The organism is Blastocatellia bacterium (assembly GCA_035573895.1).
GTDB lineage: Bacteria > Acidobacteriota > Blastocatellia > HR10 > HR10 > DATLZR01.
Genome location: DATLZR010000105.1, coordinates 11,795 through 29,999, shown reverse-complemented (window position 1 = coordinate 29,999; position 18,205 = coordinate 11,795). Strand labels below are relative to the sequence as shown.

Annotated in this window: 14 protein-coding genes; 3 read left to right on the top strand and 11 right to left on the bottom strand. The window is 58.1% G+C overall.

Annotation, left to right across the window (positions count from 1 at the left end):
* Positions 1-36: 36 nt before the first annotated feature.
* The 7 genes from VNM72_10105 to VNM72_10075 all read right to left on the bottom strand — a co-directional run bounded on the left by VNM72_10105 (position 37) and on the right by VNM72_10075 (position 8,017).
* On the bottom strand, positions 37-1,050 hold the full coding sequence (locus VNM72_10105) for a polysaccharide biosynthesis/export family protein (protein HXF05752.1): 1,014 nt from the start codon (positions 1,048-1,050) through the stop codon (positions 37-39).
* Positions 1,051-1,111: 61 nt separating this feature from the next.
* Positions 1,112-2,092, bottom strand: a complete 981-nt coding sequence (locus VNM72_10100) for a hypothetical protein (GenBank protein ID HXF05751.1) — start codon at positions 2,090-2,092, stop codon at positions 1,112-1,114.
* A gap of 300 nt (positions 2,093-2,392) precedes the next feature.
* Complete coding sequence (locus VNM72_10095; protein ID HXF05750.1) at positions 2,393-2,842, bottom strand: thioesterase family protein; 450 nt, start codon at positions 2,840-2,842, stop codon at positions 2,393-2,395.
* 319 nt (positions 2,843-3,161) lie between these two features.
* A complete protein-coding gene (locus VNM72_10090) occupies positions 3,162-3,968 on the bottom strand; it encodes a Uma2 family endonuclease (GenBank protein ID HXF05749.1) in 807 nt (268 codons plus the stop codon).
* Between the two features lie 152 nt (positions 3,969-4,120).
* Positions 4,121-4,531, bottom strand: coding sequence for a cobalamin B12-binding domain-containing protein (locus VNM72_10085; protein ID HXF05748.1), 411 nt, complete (start codon positions 4,529-4,531; stop codon positions 4,121-4,123).
* Between the two features lie 4 nt (positions 4,532-4,535).
* Positions 4,536-6,218 carry a methylmalonyl-CoA mutase family protein gene (locus tag VNM72_10080; GenBank protein ID HXF05747.1) on the bottom strand — a complete coding sequence of 561 codons (1,683 nt, stop codon included), beginning with the start codon at positions 6,216-6,218 and terminating at the stop codon, positions 4,536-4,538.
* A gap of 128 nt (positions 6,219-6,346) precedes the next feature.
* A complete protein-coding gene (locus VNM72_10075) occupies positions 6,347-8,017 on the bottom strand; it encodes a M20/M25/M40 family metallo-hydrolase (GenBank protein HXF05746.1) in 1,671 nt (556 codons plus the stop codon).
* Between the two features lie 391 nt (positions 8,018-8,408).
* On the opposite strand from VNM72_10075, the gene ftcD reads away from it, so the two are divergent.
* From ftcD to VNM72_10060, 3 genes are read left to right on the top strand one after another with little or no spacing between them, the layout of a single operon-like run.
* Positions 8,409-9,980 carry a glutamate formimidoyltransferase gene (gene ftcD / locus VNM72_10070; GenBank protein HXF05745.1) on the top strand — a complete coding sequence of 524 codons (1,572 nt, stop codon included), beginning with the start codon at positions 8,409-8,411 and terminating at the stop codon, positions 9,978-9,980.
* Positions 9,977-11,020 (top strand): glycosyltransferase family 4 protein, encoded by a 1,044-nt coding sequence (locus tag VNM72_10065; protein HXF05744.1) that lies wholly within the window; start codon positions 9,977-9,979, stop codon positions 11,018-11,020. Before ftcD ends, VNM72_10065 begins: the two co-directional genes overlap by 4 nt.
* A 30-nt stretch (positions 11,021-11,050) precedes the next feature.
* Complete coding sequence (locus tag VNM72_10060; protein ID HXF05743.1) at positions 11,051-12,277, top strand: glycoside hydrolase family 2 TIM barrel-domain containing protein; 1,227 nt, start codon at positions 11,051-11,053, stop codon at positions 12,275-12,277.
* Positions 12,278-12,355: 78 nt separating this feature from the next.
* Here the strand turns inward: VNM72_10060 and ftsH are convergent, their stop codons facing one another.
* From ftsH to VNM72_10040, 4 genes are all read right to left on the bottom strand, one after another.
* Positions 12,356-14,296 carry an ATP-dependent zinc metalloprotease FtsH gene (gene ftsH / locus VNM72_10055; protein HXF05742.1) on the bottom strand — a complete coding sequence of 647 codons (1,941 nt, stop codon included), beginning with the start codon at positions 14,294-14,296 and terminating at the stop codon, positions 12,356-12,358.
* A gap of 258 nt (positions 14,297-14,554) precedes the next feature.
* Positions 14,555-16,021: a tRNA lysidine(34) synthetase TilS gene (gene tilS, locus VNM72_10050; protein ID HXF05741.1), complete on the bottom strand. Its 1,467-nt coding sequence runs from the start codon at positions 16,019-16,021 to the stop codon at positions 14,555-14,557.
* Positions 16,018-17,226, bottom strand: a complete 1,209-nt coding sequence (locus VNM72_10045; protein HXF05740.1) for an acyl-CoA dehydrogenase family protein — start codon at positions 17,224-17,226, stop codon at positions 16,018-16,020. Before VNM72_10045 ends, tilS begins: the two co-directional genes overlap by 4 nt.
* On the bottom strand, positions 17,219-17,878 hold the full coding sequence (locus VNM72_10040; GenBank protein ID HXF05739.1) for an MBL fold metallo-hydrolase: 660 nt from the start codon (positions 17,876-17,878) through the stop codon (positions 17,219-17,221). The genes VNM72_10045 and VNM72_10040 overlap by 8 nt, the downstream gene beginning before the upstream one ends.
* Positions 17,879-18,205 lie beyond the last annotated feature (327 nt).

The following is an 18,205-nucleotide window of genomic DNA, read 5'->3' as shown; positions in this document are numbered from 1 at the left end:
TGAGTTCTCTCCCTCCCTGTCGGATTCGGATCATCTCTAGCGCAACAACCAGATGAGTTGTGAAGCAGCGCCGAGGCTGAAGGCGTTCAGCATCGCCATGCCGATATTGCGTGCCGAGGAGGACGGCACGAAAACCACATCGTTAGCCTGAAGAACTGGATCCTGCGAATGATCCTTCTCGATCTTCTCCAGATCAACGACGATCTCCACCCGCTCGCTTTTTCCGGGAATGGGACGGAGGATGGTGATCTTATTCTTCTGCGTATGCGGTTTTAAGCCGCCGGCCATGGCAATCGCTTTGGTGAGCGTCATATCGCCCCGGATGCGCAAGGCGCTCGGAGTGGTCACATTCCCCGTGACGAAAATCTGATCGGCTTCGGGAATGCTCACGATGTCCCCGGGACGAACGATGACATTGACCGCCTCGATCTGACCACTCATCAGTTGGCGGAGATCAACAACATCAACTGTAGGGGTGGGGCCTTCGTTTGAAGTTATGACATCGGCTGGCATCATGCCTCCCGTGCGGATGATGTGCACCGTATGGCCGGCATTTTCCGTGAGACCTCCGGCTGCCGCCAGCAGATTGAGTAACCGCATTCCCCGAACCACTTCATACCGATCGGGCTTCCGCACGGCTCCGATGACGGCGACGAAGCGGCTCCGTGATTCCTTCACCCGGACCACCACCTGGGGATTACGCAAAAGCGTCGTCAGCTTTTCACGAATGAGATCGGCCAGTTGCAGCTCGGTGAGTCCCGCCGCTTTGATCGGATCGGGAAACGGTAGCACACGAATGAATCCCCGGGCCGAGACGCGAACCTCACCACTCAAATCCGGCTGCTCGAAGACGCGAATCTCCAGCAAATCTTCCGGCCCGATAATATAATCTTCCTCGGATTCGGCGGGCCCTGAGGATCGAGGGGCATCCGGATTCTCCGTGGCGGGACGGGATTGCTGCGAAGGGGGATTCTGATTCTGTCCCGGGACCCCCAAAGTCAGCACCAGGACCAGCGTGAGAGGGAGGCCGATTGTCTTTGCTGTCATCATCGTCCCTCCTTGCCGAGTCGTCGGCACGCTCCCGATGAGTTATCGGCAGTAGTGACTCTACCTAAAAGAGACATCGGTTATGAGCCAGCTCATGATCCACCTGGGTCACCACTTCGACGACGCCACCTCGACTTAAATCGGTTTGCGTCGCCGCCTGAACCGTTTGAAAGAACCCGCGATGGGGCCCGCTTGTCCCGGTCAAAACATGCGAGACCAGCGGCATCATGAGCTGACTGCGGAACATCACCCGGATAATGACCGGTGCTCCCGCTACAGGAACAAACCCACGGTGCACCTTCCCAACCACGCGCAATCCCAGACCGGGAAGTTTCTCTGTCCGACACTCGATAACCACTCGTTGTTGCTCTTCACTGGTGGCCCGGCGAATGGCTGGCGCAGGATGCGAGCCCAATGCGGCCTGAATCAGAGCCGCTCCCGCAACGGCTGGCGCCGCCATGGCCAGCACACGGCCGACGGAAAGCGTCTGCGAAGGCCTGGCCGATTCCACCCGCACCCGCTTCTCCGAGACAACAACCGAATAAAGCTCCTCTCCCATCGAGCGAATCGTCCGGTCCGGTGTCTCCAGCTCAAAGGGCTCCTGACTGCGAACCATTACTTTCCCTCGTATGACCCGCACGACCGGTGTCGCTACTCGACGAGAGATTTTCACCTGGCTCGAGGGTTCAATCACGATGGCTCCGGCCCCATTCATGAGTTTCACAAAAGCCACGCTCGATGTCGTCACAATCTCGCTTCCCTCGAACACCGTGCTCCCCCAGGTAGCCCGCCAGCCGTTGATCCTGACCTCTCCATCGCCGATCAGGATGAGTTCCCCCACCGGAACTCGACCGGTGAGGCCCGACCTCACCCCTGAGCCCTGGTTACCGCGAGCGGGGAGAAGATTCATCATCACCAAAAGTCCCAGGAGAATCCATCGCCCGACCATAAAGAGGAGGCCGCTCCAGCCTATCGTTTGAGCCCCGCCGTCATCTCCCTGTTGTGCTGATCGAGCTGTCGCTTCCGCAACCACATGTAGCGCCATAGAATCATCCGCCTGTCTCAGCCGACACCCATAGACGGAGCGCCTCAAATTATCGTCATGTACACGGCCAAGATTGTATGAGCTTGCCACCCGAGTGTCAAGCAGATTTTCCCATTTACACCACAGGATTGAGAAATCACGTTAAGTTAAGACACCGAGCATCCGATGATCGCTCCGAAAAGGGGAACCTCTTCGTATTTCGCCCTTTCCGCAGCGCTCCCCTTGGACAGCAAAAGGGAGGCCGCTTAGGGGGCTTGATCCATCACCTGCTCGGCTGCGTCTCCTTTCTCTTTCATTCTCTCATTGCATCTGTGCGGAGCAATTGCCTCCCGGTTCGAGCAGGGTCGGCGGAGTCGTCTTGCTCCTCACCCGCTTGAGAAAGCGTTCCAGCTCAACCGGCACGCGGACGTGGGTTCCTTCGCCGATCTTTTCCACCCCGTCATAGGCTTCGACAGCGAACGTGACCGATGAATCGGTGACGGCGATGACCTCTGCGCGCGCTGTGACAGTTGCTCCAACCGGCGTCGGGGCCAGATGCTTGACGTTCACGAGCACACCAACCGATAACCATCCTTCTGGCAGGTAAGATTGAATCGCTTCTGCTGAGGCAATTTCCATGAGATAAATCATCATCGGCGTAGCAAACACAGGTGGTAATCGGTCATCTCGACGGGCAATGGTCAATTCTTTTGTCACAACCCACGACTTGGTCGCACTCGCACCCACAGGAATACGATCCGTCGCCTTCATGATTCTCCCCTCCAAAAGTCACCATATTCGGACACGCATTGCCTTATCTCCGCGTCCCGCCGAGTTCATCTACGGTCCGCGTTCCATTTACATTGTTTCGGGATGGCAACGTTCGCGCCACGAATAATACCTCCGAATCGAACCAGGAATGACCGGGGGAAGGCCGGTTGCAGATGAAAACGAAAGCCCCCTCCGATGAGCATTCATCAGGCCATCAGGAGAAGAATGATGTCGAGCGTGCTCGTATGCCGAAGAAGTCATCTCCAGTCAGTCAAAACCGCCGTGCGGTCGAGCCGCCAGCAGATGATTTCGGATCTTTTCAGATCGTGTCGGGATCAATGCCCAGCTCCCGCAGTTTGGCGGCCAGTCGGTCTGCGCGTTCAGCCTCCCGCTGGGCGCGCTCAGCTTCTCGCTGCGCGCGTTCGGCTTCTCGCTGGGCGCGCTCGGCTTCTCGCTGCGCACGTTCGGCTCCTGTAGGGATAACCTCTCCTCTACTATCACACCAACGTAGCCATGTATCCCGAACGCCCTCGAAGACTCCCTCCCAGAGGGTTACCCCCAACCCCACTGCCTTGAAATAGGGATCGGTCCGCGCCACGTACTCAGTCCCGTTGCGCTGGAAGATATGCAGGACCTGCTCGCTCAACTGCCGGGCCGGATCATACACGATGTAATAGGGGATGCCGATCCGCGCATAGCTGAGCCGCTTGCTGCCCAGCTCATTCCCCTTCTGATTGGAGACGACTTCAATCACCACGTCAGGCGGCTTGCCGAACTCCCAGAAAAAGTAGGTGCGGCGGTGTTTCTCATGCCAGTCCTCAGGGATCGTCACATCCAGGCTGAGAAAGACATCGGGCACAAGTGGCGGCTCATTGATCGAGAAGAACAAACCCACGTTCGCCGAGACGAGAAACGGGCGCCGCTGACCTCCTTCGACCTCCGGCTCAGGCCCCGCCCACGAGCTATAGAGTGGCTCGGTCAACAGACGCTGTTGCTTCTCCGAGTAGAGATTATCCACGGGTTCGTCATCCTCGGTGACCAGATTCTGCACCTTCGCATACAGCTCCTTGATGGCAGCAGCCACCTCTTCCGCCAGCGAGGGAACTGTTTCAATCGGTGTCGTCATATTCACTCTCTGTGAGCAATTCTTTCAGCCTGAATTTCTCTCTCCGCGAGACTGCCATGCGACCGGCGGCGCGTCTTCCATGCATAGGCGGGTATGGTTTGCAATTCCCGGCATCAGGAGAATCAGGAATCGGGCCCCCGAGCACCCACCGTTTACACGCTCGCCTGTCGTCTGACGTTCTCTCGAATGAAACGGATGATGTCTTCCAGCAGCGTTCCCGGCAGGAAGACTTCGGCTATTCCCATGGCCTTGAGCTTGGGAATATCTTCATCGGGGATGATCCCACCGACGACGACCAAAACATCCGTCAGCCCCTTTTGCCGGACAAGCTCCATGACGCGCGGACAGATCGTCATGTGGGCCCCGGAGAGGATGGAGAGACCAATGACATCAACGTCTTCCTGGATGGCCGCGGTGACGATTTGCTCCGGGGTCTGACGCAGGCCAGTGTAGATGACCTCCATTCCGGCATCGCGCAATGCCCGCGCAATGACTTTCGCTCCCCGGTCATGTCCGTCCAGACCGGGTTTAGCGATAAGAACGCGAATCCTTCGGTCCACCATAGGGTTAGAAAGGAGGCTCCTGATATTCGCCAAAGACCTCTTTCATCGCATCGCAAATCTCGCCGAGCGTGGCGTAAGCACGAACGCACTCGAGGATATAGGGCATGGTGTTGTCCGTCCCCTCAGCCGCTCTCTTCAAAGCGTCGAGGCTCTTGCGCACCCTGTCGTTATCCCGACGTTTGCGCAGATCCCGCAGACGTTGCTTCTGGATTTCAGCGACGCTTTCGTCAATGTAGAGAATGGGAATTTCCTGAGGCTCCCGGTCAACGACGTACTCATTGACGCCGACGATGATCTTTTCCTTGCGGTCAATGGCTTGCTGATACTGATAGGCGGCCTCGTGAATCTCCTTCTGCGGGAAGCCGCGTTCAATGGCCGCGATCATCCCGCCCATGGCATCAATCTTCTCAAAGTACTCGAAGCAGCCGCGCTCCATATCGGTGGTCAAGCGTTCGACGAAATAACTTCCGGCAAGAGGATCAACCGTATTGGTGACGCCCGATTCGTGCGCGATGATCTGTTGCGTTCGCAGGGCCAGCGTGGCGGCGAACTCGGTGGGCAAGGCCAGCGCCTCATCGAGGGAGTTCGTATGGAGACTTTGAGTCCCCCCAAGCACAGCCGCGAGCGCTTGAATCGCCGTGCGCACAACATTGTTGTAGGGCTGCTGCGCGGTCAAACTGCATCCGGCCGTTTGCGTATGGAACCGGCACATCCAGGAGCGCGGGTTCTTAGCCCCGAATCGCTCGCGCATGACCTTCGCCCAGACGCGACGCGCTGCCCGGAACTTGGCGATCTCCTCGAAGAAATCATTATGACAGTTGAAGAAGAACGACAACCGGGGAGCAAATTCATCAACATCCAGACCAGCGGCCATGCACCACTCCACGTACTCGATCCCATCGCGCAACGTAAAGGCCAGTTCCTGCAGGGCCGTCGCTCCCGCTTCACGAATGTGATAACCGGATATGGAGATCGTATTCCAGCGAGGAACCTCTCGGGTGCAGAAAGCAATCGTGTCAACGATCAGCCGCATGTGCGGGCGCGGAGGATAAATCCACTCTTTCTGAGCGATGTATTCCTTGAGAATATCGTTCTGGATCGTCCCCGAGATCTTCTTCCAGTCGGCTCCCTGTTTCTCGGCGACGACGAGATACATGGCGAAAATGACGGCTGCCGGGGCATTGATCGTCATGGAGGTCGTCACCTGCTCCAGCGGAATCCCGTCAAAGAGCACCTCCATGTCTTCGAGGCTGGAGACAGCAACGCCGCATTTGCCAACCTCACCCTCCGACAGAGGATGATCGGAATCCAGCCCCATCAGCGTCGGGAGATCGAAGGCCACGGACAGACCCGTTTGACCTTGTTCGAGAAGGTACTTGAACCGTTTATTGGTGTCGAAGGCCGTTCCATAGCCGGCGAACTGGCGCATGGTCCAGAGCTTCCCCCGGTACATCGTCGGATGGATTCCCCGCGTGAAGGGATACTCTCCGGGGAAGCCGATGTCGCGATAGAAATCAATATCCTCGATATCAAGCGGTGTGTACAGCCGCTTGATCGGCACGAGAGATGTAGTGGTAAACTGCTCCGCCCGTTCTGGCATTCGCGCCAGCGTGGGCTTAAGCGTCTCCTCTTCCCATCGGCTGAGAGCGTCCTCCAGACTGGTTGTTATCTCTTTCGTCGTTGTCATGCCGAGATGCTCCTCGCTTGAGACTTCCGAGATGATGACCGTCCTAATGGTAGGGCAGCCAGCGCGGGGCTGTCAAACCATCGCTTTTGGCTGCCCTTCCGGATAACGTCACCGGGCACGAACTGGCGCTACCGTCTGGCGGCAGCAACAACGGTACCCGGCAGCGGCTTACGCGGGAGCTTTTGATCCCGCATGGCAGCATGATAGACAAACGAAGCCATAATGACCGCGGCCTGCTTCATGTCCTCCTCTTGAATCCGATCATAGACGTCCATATTCGAGTGGTGAGTCCGGGTGTCGTACTCGATGGGATCCTGGATGAACTGAAATCCGGGCAGCCCGATAGCGTCGAACGAAAGGTGATCGGTCCCTCCGGTATTGGCCAATGACAGCGTTGATGCGCCCATGTCGCGGAAGGGGGCGAGCCAGGCGCGAAAGATCGGTCGTACTGCCTCGTTGCCCTGCATGTAAACGCCCCGGATTTTGCCTGTCCCGTTATCGAGATTGAAGTATGCGGAAAATCGTTCGTGCTCCGGTTTAAGCTCGAATCGAGGGCTCGCCGACGAGTCGGACCGATCGGACCCCCCACTGCCGGGCGGGCCCTGCGGATCAATTCGTCGGCCAAAATGCTCAGCCACATATGCGCGCGAACCGAGCAATCCCTGTTCTTCTCCACCCCAGAGAGCAACGCGAATCGTCCGGCGAGGGCGAATCCCCAGGGCCTGAAGGATGCGGACAGCTTCCATGACGACAGCCGATCCGGCGGCATTATCGGTTGCCCCTGTGCCCGAATGCCAGGAATCAAAATGCGCACCCAGCATGACGATCTCATCCTTGAGATCAGTGCCAGGAATCTCGGCGATGACGTTGTAGCCGTTGAGGTCCTGATCATGGAATTGACTCGTAATTCCCACCTCAAGCTCAACCGGAACTCCCTTGTTAATCATTCGGACAAGGCGATTGTAATGCTCGACAGCCACGACGACCTGAGGGATTGCCGGTGGAGCATCTTGGGCCCAGGGACGGGGCCGCCGATCAAACGGCGTGTCGGGCGAAACGGGATACGTCACTGCTCCTACGAAAATCGTGCCCCCGTCTCCCCGACCGGGCTCTAGAACAACCGCCGCTCCTTCCGAATAGCATAACTGCCACTTTTTCATTTCCAGTTGCTGAGCAGCACGCTGCTCGGGCGAGGGCTGGAACCGACGACCGGGACCGGCCGCAGGATCCGCATTGGCCAGCGCCAGAAGACGTTCGTCAGAGAGGCGCGCCCCTTGCGGCTGGAAGTGAGCGCTCACCTGGCGCTCCGGCGCAATCAAGACGATAGCTCCCTTGAGCTTGCCCCGATATTTTTCCAGGTCCCCCTCGCTCTTGACATCGAGATAAACGACGGGACCGCGCACCGTACCCTTAGTGCTTGGCGACCATGCCTTAGGATAGCCGATGAGCGGCGCGAACCGCGGCTTGATGATATTCAGCGTGAAGCCTTCCAGCGACCACCCACGACCGAATGGTCCCCAGGGCTCGAGATGAGCATTCTGCAGTCCCCATTCGGTGAATTTTTGTCGCGCCCACTCGGCCGCCTCCTTGAAGTGTGGGGAGCCGGTGAGGCGCGGACCATAAACGTCGGTGAGATAACTGAGAATCTCCATGTATCGCGATCGCTGAAGCCCCTCTTCCTTGATCTTAGCGATCACGTCCAAATCCACCTTCTCCTGTGGTCCTTGAGCCAGGAGAGGATTCGGACCGAGTAGCATAAGCATTACGAGCAGCACTGCCGCTTTAACTTGTCTCCACATGTCACCCTCCTCGCTGGTGAGATTTCATAAAATGATCTTTTGGCTGTCGCCACTTGCCTGACGGCGAGCCGCTTTCATGGGAATCCGGTATAATGCCATGCCCATCCATCGGAGGGATCATCACGACGCCCCCTGGCCACGGTCACGTGCATCAGTTACCGGCTTGACCCATGGTGTTTTCCCCATGACGCGGGCTGGCATTCTATCACACGGGACTGGTGGATGAAAGCACCCTTTGCGCTCACACTTCTCGACGGCCTATAGTATTAGACCCATCCGACATCTCGTCGGATCGGGGAGATGTCAGATGGGAGAGAGTGCCCGTCGCCCCTGGGGCGCGGGCCGATCAGAAGCGATAAAAAAGTGAGCGACGGAGGCCTGCGAAGTCAAAATGAAAAGGATTGTCGAATGCGTGCCGAACTTCAGCGAAGGACGGCGGCGAGAGGTTGTGGATGAGATCGTGGCAGCCATTTGCTCCGTTCCCGATGTTGTTCTTCTCGATCGCGAGATGGATCCCGATCATAATCGGTCGGTCATCACGTTTGTCGCCGACCCCGATGCCGCCGTGGAAGCAGCGGTCAGAGCCACCCGACGGGCTGCAGAATTGATTGATCTCAACCGGCACAAGGGAGAACATCCCCGCATCGGTGCGACCGATGTCATTCCCTTCATCCCCATTCGCAACGTCACAATGGACGAATGCGTGGAGCTGGCTCGCCGGACGGGGCGACGAATCGCTGAGGAATTAGGCATCCCCGTCTATCTCTACGAGCGAGCTGCCACGCGACCCGATCGGGTTGACTTAGCCAATATCCGCCGGGGTGAATTTGAGGGTTTGAGGGAAACAATCAGGACGGATCCGGATCGCCGTCCTGACTTTGGCGAGCCCAGGATCCATCCCACGGCGGGAGCGACCGTTGTCGGGGCGCGCCAACCTCTCATCGCTTATAACGTGAACCTCAACACAACCAATCTTGATGTCGCCCGGAAGATCGCCCGCGCCGTTCGCGGCCGGGATGGCGGACTCCGGTACGTCAAGGCTCTTGGCTTTGAACTGAAGGATCGGGGACTCGTTCAGGTTTCCATGAACCTCACCGATTATCAAGCGACCCCCATCTTTCGCGCTTTCGAGATGGTCAAGCGCGAAGCCGAACGATACGGTGTGAGCGTCCTAAGTAGCGAGATCGTCGGGCTCGTTCCTCAGGCAGCGCTGGATCAGTGCGCTGAGTGGTATCTGCAACTGGAGAATTTCACTCCTGATCAGATTCTGGAGAACCGACTGAACGCGGCTCTGGCCGAAGCGCAGCGAGGGACAACTGACGCGGGTTTATCCTCAGGTGCCGAGAGCATCGGGTCCTTCCCCGACCGCGTTGCCGCGGGAACACCGACACCCGGCGGCGGCAGCGTGGCTGCTTTCGCTGGTGTCCTGGCCGCTGCCCTAGGAGAAATGGTCTGTCGCCTCACCATTGGCAAGAAGAAGTTCGCTGACCGAGAGTCCAGAGTCAAAGATATTCTCGACCGGCTCACTCACCTGCGCCATTCGCTCACGATGGCAATCGAGAGGGATGCCGAAAGCTTCGATCGCGTCCTGGCAGCCTCTCGTCTTCCCGCCGATACCGATGCTGACCGGCTGGTTCGCGCCGAAGCCGTTCAGAAAGCAACCAGAGAGGCGGCCAGGATCCCTCTGGAAACGGCGATGGATGCTTGCACCGTACTGGAACTCTTGGCTGAGCTTGCGGACATCGGCAACCCGAATGCGCTTTCGGATGTGGCTGTCGGGTGCCAGATGGCTATCGCCGCGGTGAAAGGGGCCTCCTACAACGTCCTCATCAACCTGAGTTCCATCACCGATGAGGAATTCAACAACGAGCAACGTCGGCGTGTTGTCGAACTAACGACCCGCGCCGCAGCGCTGGCCGATAAGATCGAAAATGTCTTCCGTTCTCAATGCGCCTGGATATGACGAGAGAACCCCTGCGCATCGCCATGTTAGCCCCCATCTCCTGGCGCGTGCCTCCGCGCCATTATGGACCGTGGGAACGAGTCGTCTCGCTCCTGACCGAGGGGCTTGTGGATCGGGGATTAGATGTCACACTGTTTGCGACGGCGGACTCCGTCACACGCGCGCGTCTTTCGGCTGTATGCCCGCGTCCCTACTCGGAAGATCCCACGCTCGACGTTAAAGTCTTGGAATGCTTGCACATCTCCGCCGTCTTCGAGCGCGCGCACGAGTTCGATTTGATACACAACCACTTCGACTTCCTTCCTCTCACCTACAGCCGACTGATTCAGACGCCTGTTCTCACGACCATTCATGGATTCTCTTCCGAACGCATCTTGCCCGTCTATGAAAAGTACAACGGGACGGTCTACTACGTCGCTATAAGCCATGCCGACCGCCATCCCCGGCTCGATTACATTGCGACCATCCATCACGGTATCCCTCTTGGAGACTACCGACTTCGTCGAGAACCGGGAGATTATCTTCTCGTTTTCGGGCGCATCCATCATGACAAGGGCGTCGCCGAGGCTATCGAGGTTGCTCGTCGAACGGGGCTGCGATTGCTCATCGCCGGGATCATTCACGACCAGGAATATTTTCGACGCGAGGTAGCTCCTTTCCTCGACGGCGATCGCATTCAGTATCTCGGCTCCGTCGGCCCCGAATGTCATAACGATATATTGGGTGGAGCACGGGCCCTTCTTCATCTGATCAATTTCAATGAACCGTTCGGGCTGAGCATGATCGAGGCGATGGCCTGCGGGACACCCGTCATCGCTCGACGGCGCGGTTCCGTTCCCGAGATCATTCGGGATGGCGAGACGGGGTTCATCGTGGACACGGTGGACGAGGCTGTCGAGGCTGTGGCTCGTCTTCCTCAGATCAACCGGGAACGCGTGCGCCGCCATGTCGAAATGCACTTCTCGCAGGAGCGAATGGTTGACGAATATATTCGCGCGTATCACGAAGTGCTGCGACGACACGCGCAGCGAAGAGAGTGATCACTCCTCCCGCGACTATCCTGGATCGCGATGAGAGAGGAACCAACGGGAAATTCTCAGGAACTATCATTCCGGCTCGGGATCAACTATTGGCCGGCGACAACGGCGTTTTTCTGGTGGCAACGGTTCAATCCTTCGGATGTCGAGCGCGACTTCGGCCGAATCCGCGAGGCGGGTTTCGATAGCGTGCGAATCTTTCTTCTCTGGGAGGATTTTCAACCGGCACCGAACCGGATTTCTCGTGATACGGTCAGCCGGCTTCGATTCGTCGCCGATTGCGGCTTCCGCCTGGGACTCTCCCTTATACCGACCTTCTTCACCGGGCACATGAGCGGAGCCAACTGGATTCCGCCATGGGCTCTCGCTTCCGGCAGTGATGGCTCACGATTTCCGATCGTCTCAGGGGGTCGGGTCGTTGCCGCGACGATCAGGAACTGGTACACGGACGAGGACATCGCGCGTGCTCAAGAACTTCTCATCAGAGAGATCGTGGGTTCGCTGCGGGACCACCCTGCGATCTGGGCGTGGGACCTGGGCAACGAAAGTTCCAACTGTGTCCAGCCCCCGTCGCCGACGGCGGCGGTAGATTGGTTGGAGCGCATGGCAGCGACAATTCGCCAGTACGATCCACATCGGCCCATCACGGTTGGTCTCCATGCAGAAGACCTCGAAGAAGACCGTCGCCTCGGACCTGCCGAGGCCGGTCGCGTGTGCGATTTCCTCTCCATGCATGGCTACCCGGTATACGCTCGGTGGGCTGAGGGTCCTACCGATGCCCGTGTCCTTCCCTTCCTTGCACTGCTGACGCGGTGGCTTGGCAGGCGAGAGGTTTTGTTCGAGGAGTTCGGCGCACCGACGAGCCCGCCAGAGGGAGAAGTGCCCTCACCCGTTCCACTCCTGCGCGAGGAGGAGGCCAGTCAGTACACTGACCGGGCCTTGATGGCACTCCATGACGTCGGATGTATGGGAGCGATGCTCTGGTGCTATAGCGATTACGTGCAAGACCTCTGGGGCCTCCCGCCACTCGACCGGGCTCCACACGAACGCTGGTTTGGCCTCTGGCGAGCAGATGGCACCCCCAAAGCTGCCGTAAAAACGGTGTCCTCCTGGAAAGGGAAGAAACGCCGTCCTCCCCAGGATGATTTTTCCTGGATAGATATTCAGCCCGATACGTTCACCGAGCGTCCCGGCGAACATCTGCCTCATCTTTACAGCCGGTTTTGCGTTTGGTGGAGCAAAAGGGAGGGGGCAGAGTAATCCCATTCTGGCTTGAAGCTAGAGGGCGCATCGCCCGACCTGTGGAGGATGTGAGCGCAGGGCAAGCTTACGGGCAACTCATGCCGTAGCGGGGTTATCCTCCGGGACAGGCGGAATAATTGGCTTTTTCCGACGGCTCGGTTCTTTCTCCGTTTTCGGCTCCGTGGATGGCACTGGAGAGGTCACGGCTTCTTTCGATTCGAGCGGAAGACCGCTGACCAACCGCTCGATTTCCTGCGCATCGAGTGTTTCCTTCTCCAGAAGCGCCTGGACGAGACGCTCCACACCTTCGCGATTCTCCTCAATGATCTGGCGGGCCCGCTGGTATTGCTCCATGACGATCCGCTTCACTTCCTGGTCAATTTTGATCGCCGTATCCTCGCTGTAGTTCTGATGACGGACCAGCTCCTTCCCGAGGAAGATGGCTTCATCGCTGCTGCCGAAAGTCAACGGGCCAAGCTGCGACATGCCGAACTTGCAGACCATTTCCCGGGCAATTTCAGTTGCGCGCTCCAGATCATTGCTGGCCCCGGTCGTCATGCTCCCGAGGAAAATTTCTTCCGCCACGCGCCCACCCATCATGATGGCGATCTGGCTCTCCAGGTATTCGCGGGTGTGCATATGGCGATCCGATTCAGGCAGTTGCTGAGTGACGCCGAGCGCCAACCCGCGTGGGATGATCGTTACCTTGTGAATCGGATCGGCGTGAGGAACCTTAAGCGCCACGACCGTGTGACCGGCTTCATGATAGGCTGTGTTCCGTTTCTCTTGCTCACTGAGCATAACCGAACGCCGCTCGCTTCCCATGAGAACCTTATCCTTGGCCTCTTCAAAATCAAGCATGGTGACAGCCTTCCGGTTGTAGCGTGCGGCAATCAGTGCCGCTTCATTGACGAGATTGGCCAGATCGGCTCCGGTGAATCCCGGAGTTCCTCGGGCAATAACCTTGAGGTCAACATCCTCGCCCAGTTGCACCTTGCGCGTGTGAACGCGAAGAATTTCCTCCCGCCCCTTCAAATCCGGCCGGTTGACGATGATGCGGCGATCAAACCGCCCCGGTCGGAGCAAGGCCGGGTCGAGCACGTCGGGACGATTCGTCGCGGCGATGAGGATCACCCCCTCATTGGATTCAAACCCGTCCATCTCGACGAGTAGCTGATTAAGGGTTTGTTCCCGCTCATCGTGGCCGCCTCCGAGCCCGGCGCCTCGATGACGTCCGACCGCGTCAATCTCATCAATGAAGACGACGCAGGGGGCGTGCTTCTTCGCCTGCTCAAAGAGATCGCGCACGCGCGAGGCTCCCACGCCGACGAACATCTCAACGAATTCCGATCCCGAGATGGAGAAAAATGGAACGCCCGCTTCCCCGGCGACCGCACGAGCCAGCAGCGTCTTGCCCGTGCCCGGAGGACCCATAAGAAGGACGCCCTTGGGGATGCGACCGCCAAGCTTCTGGAATTTCTGAGGATCTTTCAGGAAGTCAATAATCTCGCGCAGCTCCTCTTTCGCTTCATCCACGCCGGCCACATCCTTGAATGTCACGCGCTTCTGATGGTTCGACGCCAGGCGCGCTCGACTCTTGCCGAAGCTAAGCGCTTTGTTGCCGCTGGCCTGCATTTGCCGCAGCATGAAGACCCAGAATCCGGCGAACAAGAGAAACGGCAGGATCCAGGTCAGGAAAACGGAAATCCACTGGCCGCTGCTGCCGTCCTTAAAGGTCACCGTTGGTAGCCCGTCGGTGTTGATCTGGGGATCGGTGAGCATCTCAGCGACCTTGGCAGCCACCTGCGGATTGGCGATGTCGGAGCGGAAGTGCTGGCCGTTCCGGAGCTTGCCCGTAATACGGTCGTTTTGAAGGACGGCCGACTCAATCTGGCGCGTGCGAATGTACGTCACCAGTTGAGAAAAGGGAATGTCGGCCATCGTCGTCCGACTCGAATTCTGAAACAGATTGTAGAGCAGGAGCGCCGTCCCAACCAGCAGCACCCAAAAGACAAGTTGTTTCGCTTTTGAATCCAAGCCCTGTGATCCTCCTTGATGAGATCAGCGAACCCGTCCGTTCAGTATCACCACGCCTCTCAGATGTCTTCTTCGCCCGCGCGGTTGGTTCCGTCTCATCGTTGTGTCTCCAGGCCGATAGTTTATCACAAACGCTCAGCCTCAGCCACAACTCATTGAAGGGATCGGTGCCTTCCTCCGATCCTGTCAACCACCCTGATCCTGGTCCTCCCCTTGACTATGACTGTCGCACATCCGTTGCCGAAACCGCCAACCTCTTTACTTAATGGGCTGAGAGCCCAACCGAGAGAAGGTGATGAGCGCGAAGGTATCCGTCGTCTCATCAGGGACAAATGCAGCGGCCGGAGGAAGTTCGGGTGCACACACGATCTGGTCATCGGATGTCACAACCAGGGGCCACCACGCCCGCTGCGAAAGAGGGATACGCGCGGCGTGCATGAGGGTTTTGACCTTTCGGGGATGATGCCTCCCTGCTGGGACATAACGATCACCGGGCCGACGATTCCTCACGGCAAGATGCCTCGGAAGTTTCCTCTCATCGAGTCGGATCGAGCCGGTATAATGCACGGCCTCTTCTGCTCTAACGCCACGCCGAAGCGTGATGGTGAACTCCCCGGCCTGAACCGGCTGGCTCTCGGCAAGCTCATACCGATATGACATGATCGGTTCGCCTGGGAAGGAGACGATGAGGGCATCGAATTCCCGTTGCACGCGCACCCCCAGAGGAAGTTCGATCTGCCGCCCGCTCCGCCCGTTAGCGAGAAGCGAGTCAACCGCCATGTAATGAGCATGCGTCAACCGCCGCCAGTGCCCCTTCAGTTCGGCCACTGCGCGACGAATGACGCGCCACCGGATAGCGGGATGAAGGGTGTTTAGCCTTTCGACCGATAACGCGACCCTTTCCCTCTCTACCCTCATGGTAAGTTCCGGCCAGAGGCACCGAACGACTTCGTCGAAATACTCTTCGTCGAGGCGAAGATTTTCCGCTGCGCGTCCCAGAGCTTCCACGACCTGCGGATTGAGCTGGTTTAACAAAGGCAGGACCTCGAGCCGGATTCGGTTCCGGCTCAGAGCGAGGCTGAGATTCGTCCGATCCTCCCTCACGGCGATGCCCAACTGCTGGCAAAAGTCCCGCGTTTCCTCTCGTCGAACGCCAAGAAGCGGACGGATGATCAAATGGTCCACCACCGGATGAATGGCGCTCAACCCGTCTCCCCCCGTCCCTCGAACGAGGCGCAGGAGAACCGTTTCCGCTTGATCCGTCAGCGTATGACCGGTAGCAATTCGGTCAGCTCCGAGGTCTCGGGCAACAGTGCGGAGAAACTGATAGCGAATTTCTCGTCCGACGTCCTCAACGTTTCGTCGCTGGGCCCGCGCACGTGCTGCCACATCCATCCGAGCCGTCGTCACCGGAAGGCCCAACTCTTCGGCGAGATGTCGAACAAACTCTTCATCAGCATCCGACTCCTCTCCCCTCAGCCGATGATTGAGATGGGCCACATGCAGACGAAGTCGAGGATAAGTCTTTGTCCGTAGGAGTCGTAAAACATGAAGCAGCGCGAGCGAATCAGGCCCTCCGGAAACAGCCACCACCACGAGATCCCCATCCTCCACCATCCGGTATCGGCGAATCGTCCGCCTCACTTTGTCGAGAAAGGTCACAACGCCGACGGGCACATCTCGTTGCCCGAGATCTGACCCATGAGCAGGCAGCGATCGGTTCACTTCTTCGGCTCCCATTTCGGCAAAGAACAACGGAGCGGCTTATCGCTGCGGAAACCCAGCAGATAGTCAGCCTGGATCAATTTGTGGATCTCGCGGGTTCCCTCGTAAATCACGGCCCCCTTGCAATTGCGATAGAAGCGTTCGACTGGATACTCGTTGGAGTAGCCGTAGGCCCCGAAGATTTGCACGGCATTGGAGGCCGCGCGTTCCGAGGCGACGGTGGCCACCCACTTGGCCAATGAGGTTTCCTTTGTGTTCCGGAGTCCGACGTTCTTCATCCAACCGGCCCGCAGCCAGAGCAAGCGACAGGCATTGTAGTCGGCCTCCATCTCGGCGATCATCTCTTTGATGAGTTGGTGCTCACCGATGAGACGGCCAAAGGTGCGCCGCTGCAGCGCGTACTGAACCGAGGCATCTCGACAGGCGCGAATCAATCCGGTCGCCCCAGCAGCGACAGTGTAACGTCCCTGATCGAGAGCAAACATGGCGATCTTGAACCCTTCGCCTTCCTCGCCGAGCCGGTTTTCCTTCGGCACCCGCACGTCCTGAAACGAGATCCAGCCGGTATTCCCCGCGCGAATGCCGAGCTTGCCGTGAATGGTGCCCGTTGTGACTCCTGCCATTCCGCGCTCGACGATGAAAGCGGAGATTCCCGTGTGATCCCGAACCTTCTTCTTCTCCAGGTCAGTCCAGGCGATCACAAGAAAATGGTCGGCCAGATCGGCCAGGCTGATCCATACTTTCTCACCGTTGAGAATATAATCGTCCCCATCCCGGATGGCCGTCGTCTGGATGCCAACGGCATCCGAACCGGCGTTGGGTTCGGTCAAGGCGTATGTGGCCAGCTTTTCTCCCCGCGCCTGGGGAACAAGATAGCGTCGCTTTTGCTCCTCTGTTCCCCATGTGAGTAGCGTGAGCGAATTCAGTCCGACATGAACCGACATGGGGACGCGAAAGGCCGTATCCACGTACTCCAACTCCTCGCAGGCCAGTCCAAGCGAGATGTAATCAAATCCGGCTCCTCCGTACTCCTCCGGAATGCAGATTCCGAGAATGCCCAGTTCGCCCATCTTACGCAGAATCGAGGGATCGGTCTCCCCCTTTTCATCGAGTTCTTTGATGCGCGGTGCGATCTCCTTTTGGGCGAATTCGCGCACCATCTTCTCGACTGCGAGGTGATCTTCGGTGAGCTGAAAGTCAATCATAATCTCCCCCTTGAAGAAATGGATTGGTTCGTCTCTCCCGGCCGATGGTCGTCACCGGGCCGTGACCGCTATAGACGATGGTGCTATCGCCGAGGGGAAAGAGTTTTTCTTTGATCGAGCGGATCAAGTCCGTCCAAGAACCGCCGGGCAAATCGGTGCGTCCCACCGAACCGGCAAATAAAGTGTCGCCGACAAACACCCATGTGCCGATCAAATAGGACATCCCGCCCGGCGTGTGGCCCGGTGTGTGAATAGCACGAAGAGAGAACTGACCGAAACGAATTTCATCTCCTTCGGCGAGGAAGCGATCGGGAGGCGGAGGCGGCGTCACGCGCATTCCGAAAAGAGGAGCCCACTCGGTCGCCCGCTCATAGAGAAATAAATCGTTCGGATGAAGAGCAACGGGCGCCCCCGTCGCCGCTTTCACTTCCGCAACCGCGCCGACGTGATCGAGATGGCCGTGCGTACAGAGGATATGAACGGGCCGGAGGTGATGCTTCTTCAACATCCCCAGGATCACATCCGCTTCATACCCGGGATCAACGATCACAGCTTCTCGTGTCACCGGGCAGCCCAGGACGTAAGTGTTCATCATCAGCGGCCCTACGGGATGGCTCTCAAGAATCACCGCGCGTTCTCCTGTTTCGACCATAACTCTCTCTCCGCCTGACAAATTTTCAACGAAAATCCCCACCCGTGCAAGCAATCACTTCGGAAGGCCGTGAGCTGACACCGCACACCTATCTTGGCCCCCGAACGCCGTTCGAGGCACAGGATCCGGAGGCAAAATTCACGGCAGTCTGAGAGAAATCATTCTCCCTCCCGTCAGGGTCAGATCTAGCTTTCTCGCGGACGGAAACAAAGAGCGCTTGGTTTTCACGCTCTGTCCTCAGACATGAGAAAGAGAGCCTTACCGGTTCTGGCAATGCGTACCGATTATCGGTTAGAATGGTTCGCCTACGGTCAGGGCAAGATAGAC

Bases quoted from the DNA above. Each gene is read 5' to 3' on its own strand.
- VNM72_10100 (HXF05751.1), bottom strand. From the start codon at position 2,092: ATGGCGCTACATGTGGTTGCGGAAGCGACAGCTCGATCAGCACAACAG.
- VNM72_10080 (HXF05747.1), bottom strand. From the start codon at position 6,218: ATGACAACGACGAAAGAGATAACAACCAGTCTGGAGGACGCTCTCAGC.
- VNM72_10095 (HXF05750.1), bottom strand. From the start codon at position 2,842: ATGAAGGCGACGGATCGTATTCCTGTGGGTGCGAGTGCGACCAAGTCG.
- VNM72_10065 (HXF05744.1), top strand. From the start codon at position 9,977: ATGACGAGAGAACCCCTGCGCATCGCCATGTTAGCCCCCATCTCCTGG.
- VNM72_10040 (HXF05739.1), bottom strand. From the start codon at position 17,878: ATGGTCGAAACAGGAGAACGCGCGGTGATTCTTGAGAGCCATCCCGTA.
- VNM72_10105 (HXF05752.1), bottom strand. From the start codon at position 1,050: ATGATGACAGCAAAGACAATCGGCCTCCCTCTCACGCTGGTCCTGGTG.
- ftcD (HXF05745.1), top strand. From the start codon at position 8,409: ATGAAAAGGATTGTCGAATGCGTGCCGAACTTCAGCGAAGGACGGCGG.
- VNM72_10060 (HXF05743.1), top strand. From the start codon at position 11,051: ATGAGAGAGGAACCAACGGGAAATTCTCAGGAACTATCATTCCGGCTC.
- VNM72_10085 (HXF05748.1), bottom strand. From the start codon at position 4,531: ATGGTGGACCGAAGGATTCGCGTTCTTATCGCTAAACCCGGTCTGGAC.
- VNM72_10045 (HXF05740.1), bottom strand. From the start codon at position 17,226: ATGATTGACTTTCAGCTCACCGAAGATCACCTCGCAGTCGAGAAGATG.
- VNM72_10075 (HXF05746.1), bottom strand. From the start codon at position 8,017: ATGTGGAGACAAGTTAAAGCGGCAGTGCTGCTCGTAATGCTTATGCTA.
- VNM72_10090 (HXF05749.1), bottom strand. From the start codon at position 3,968: ATGACGACACCGATTGAAACAGTTCCCTCGCTGGCGGAAGAGGTGGCT.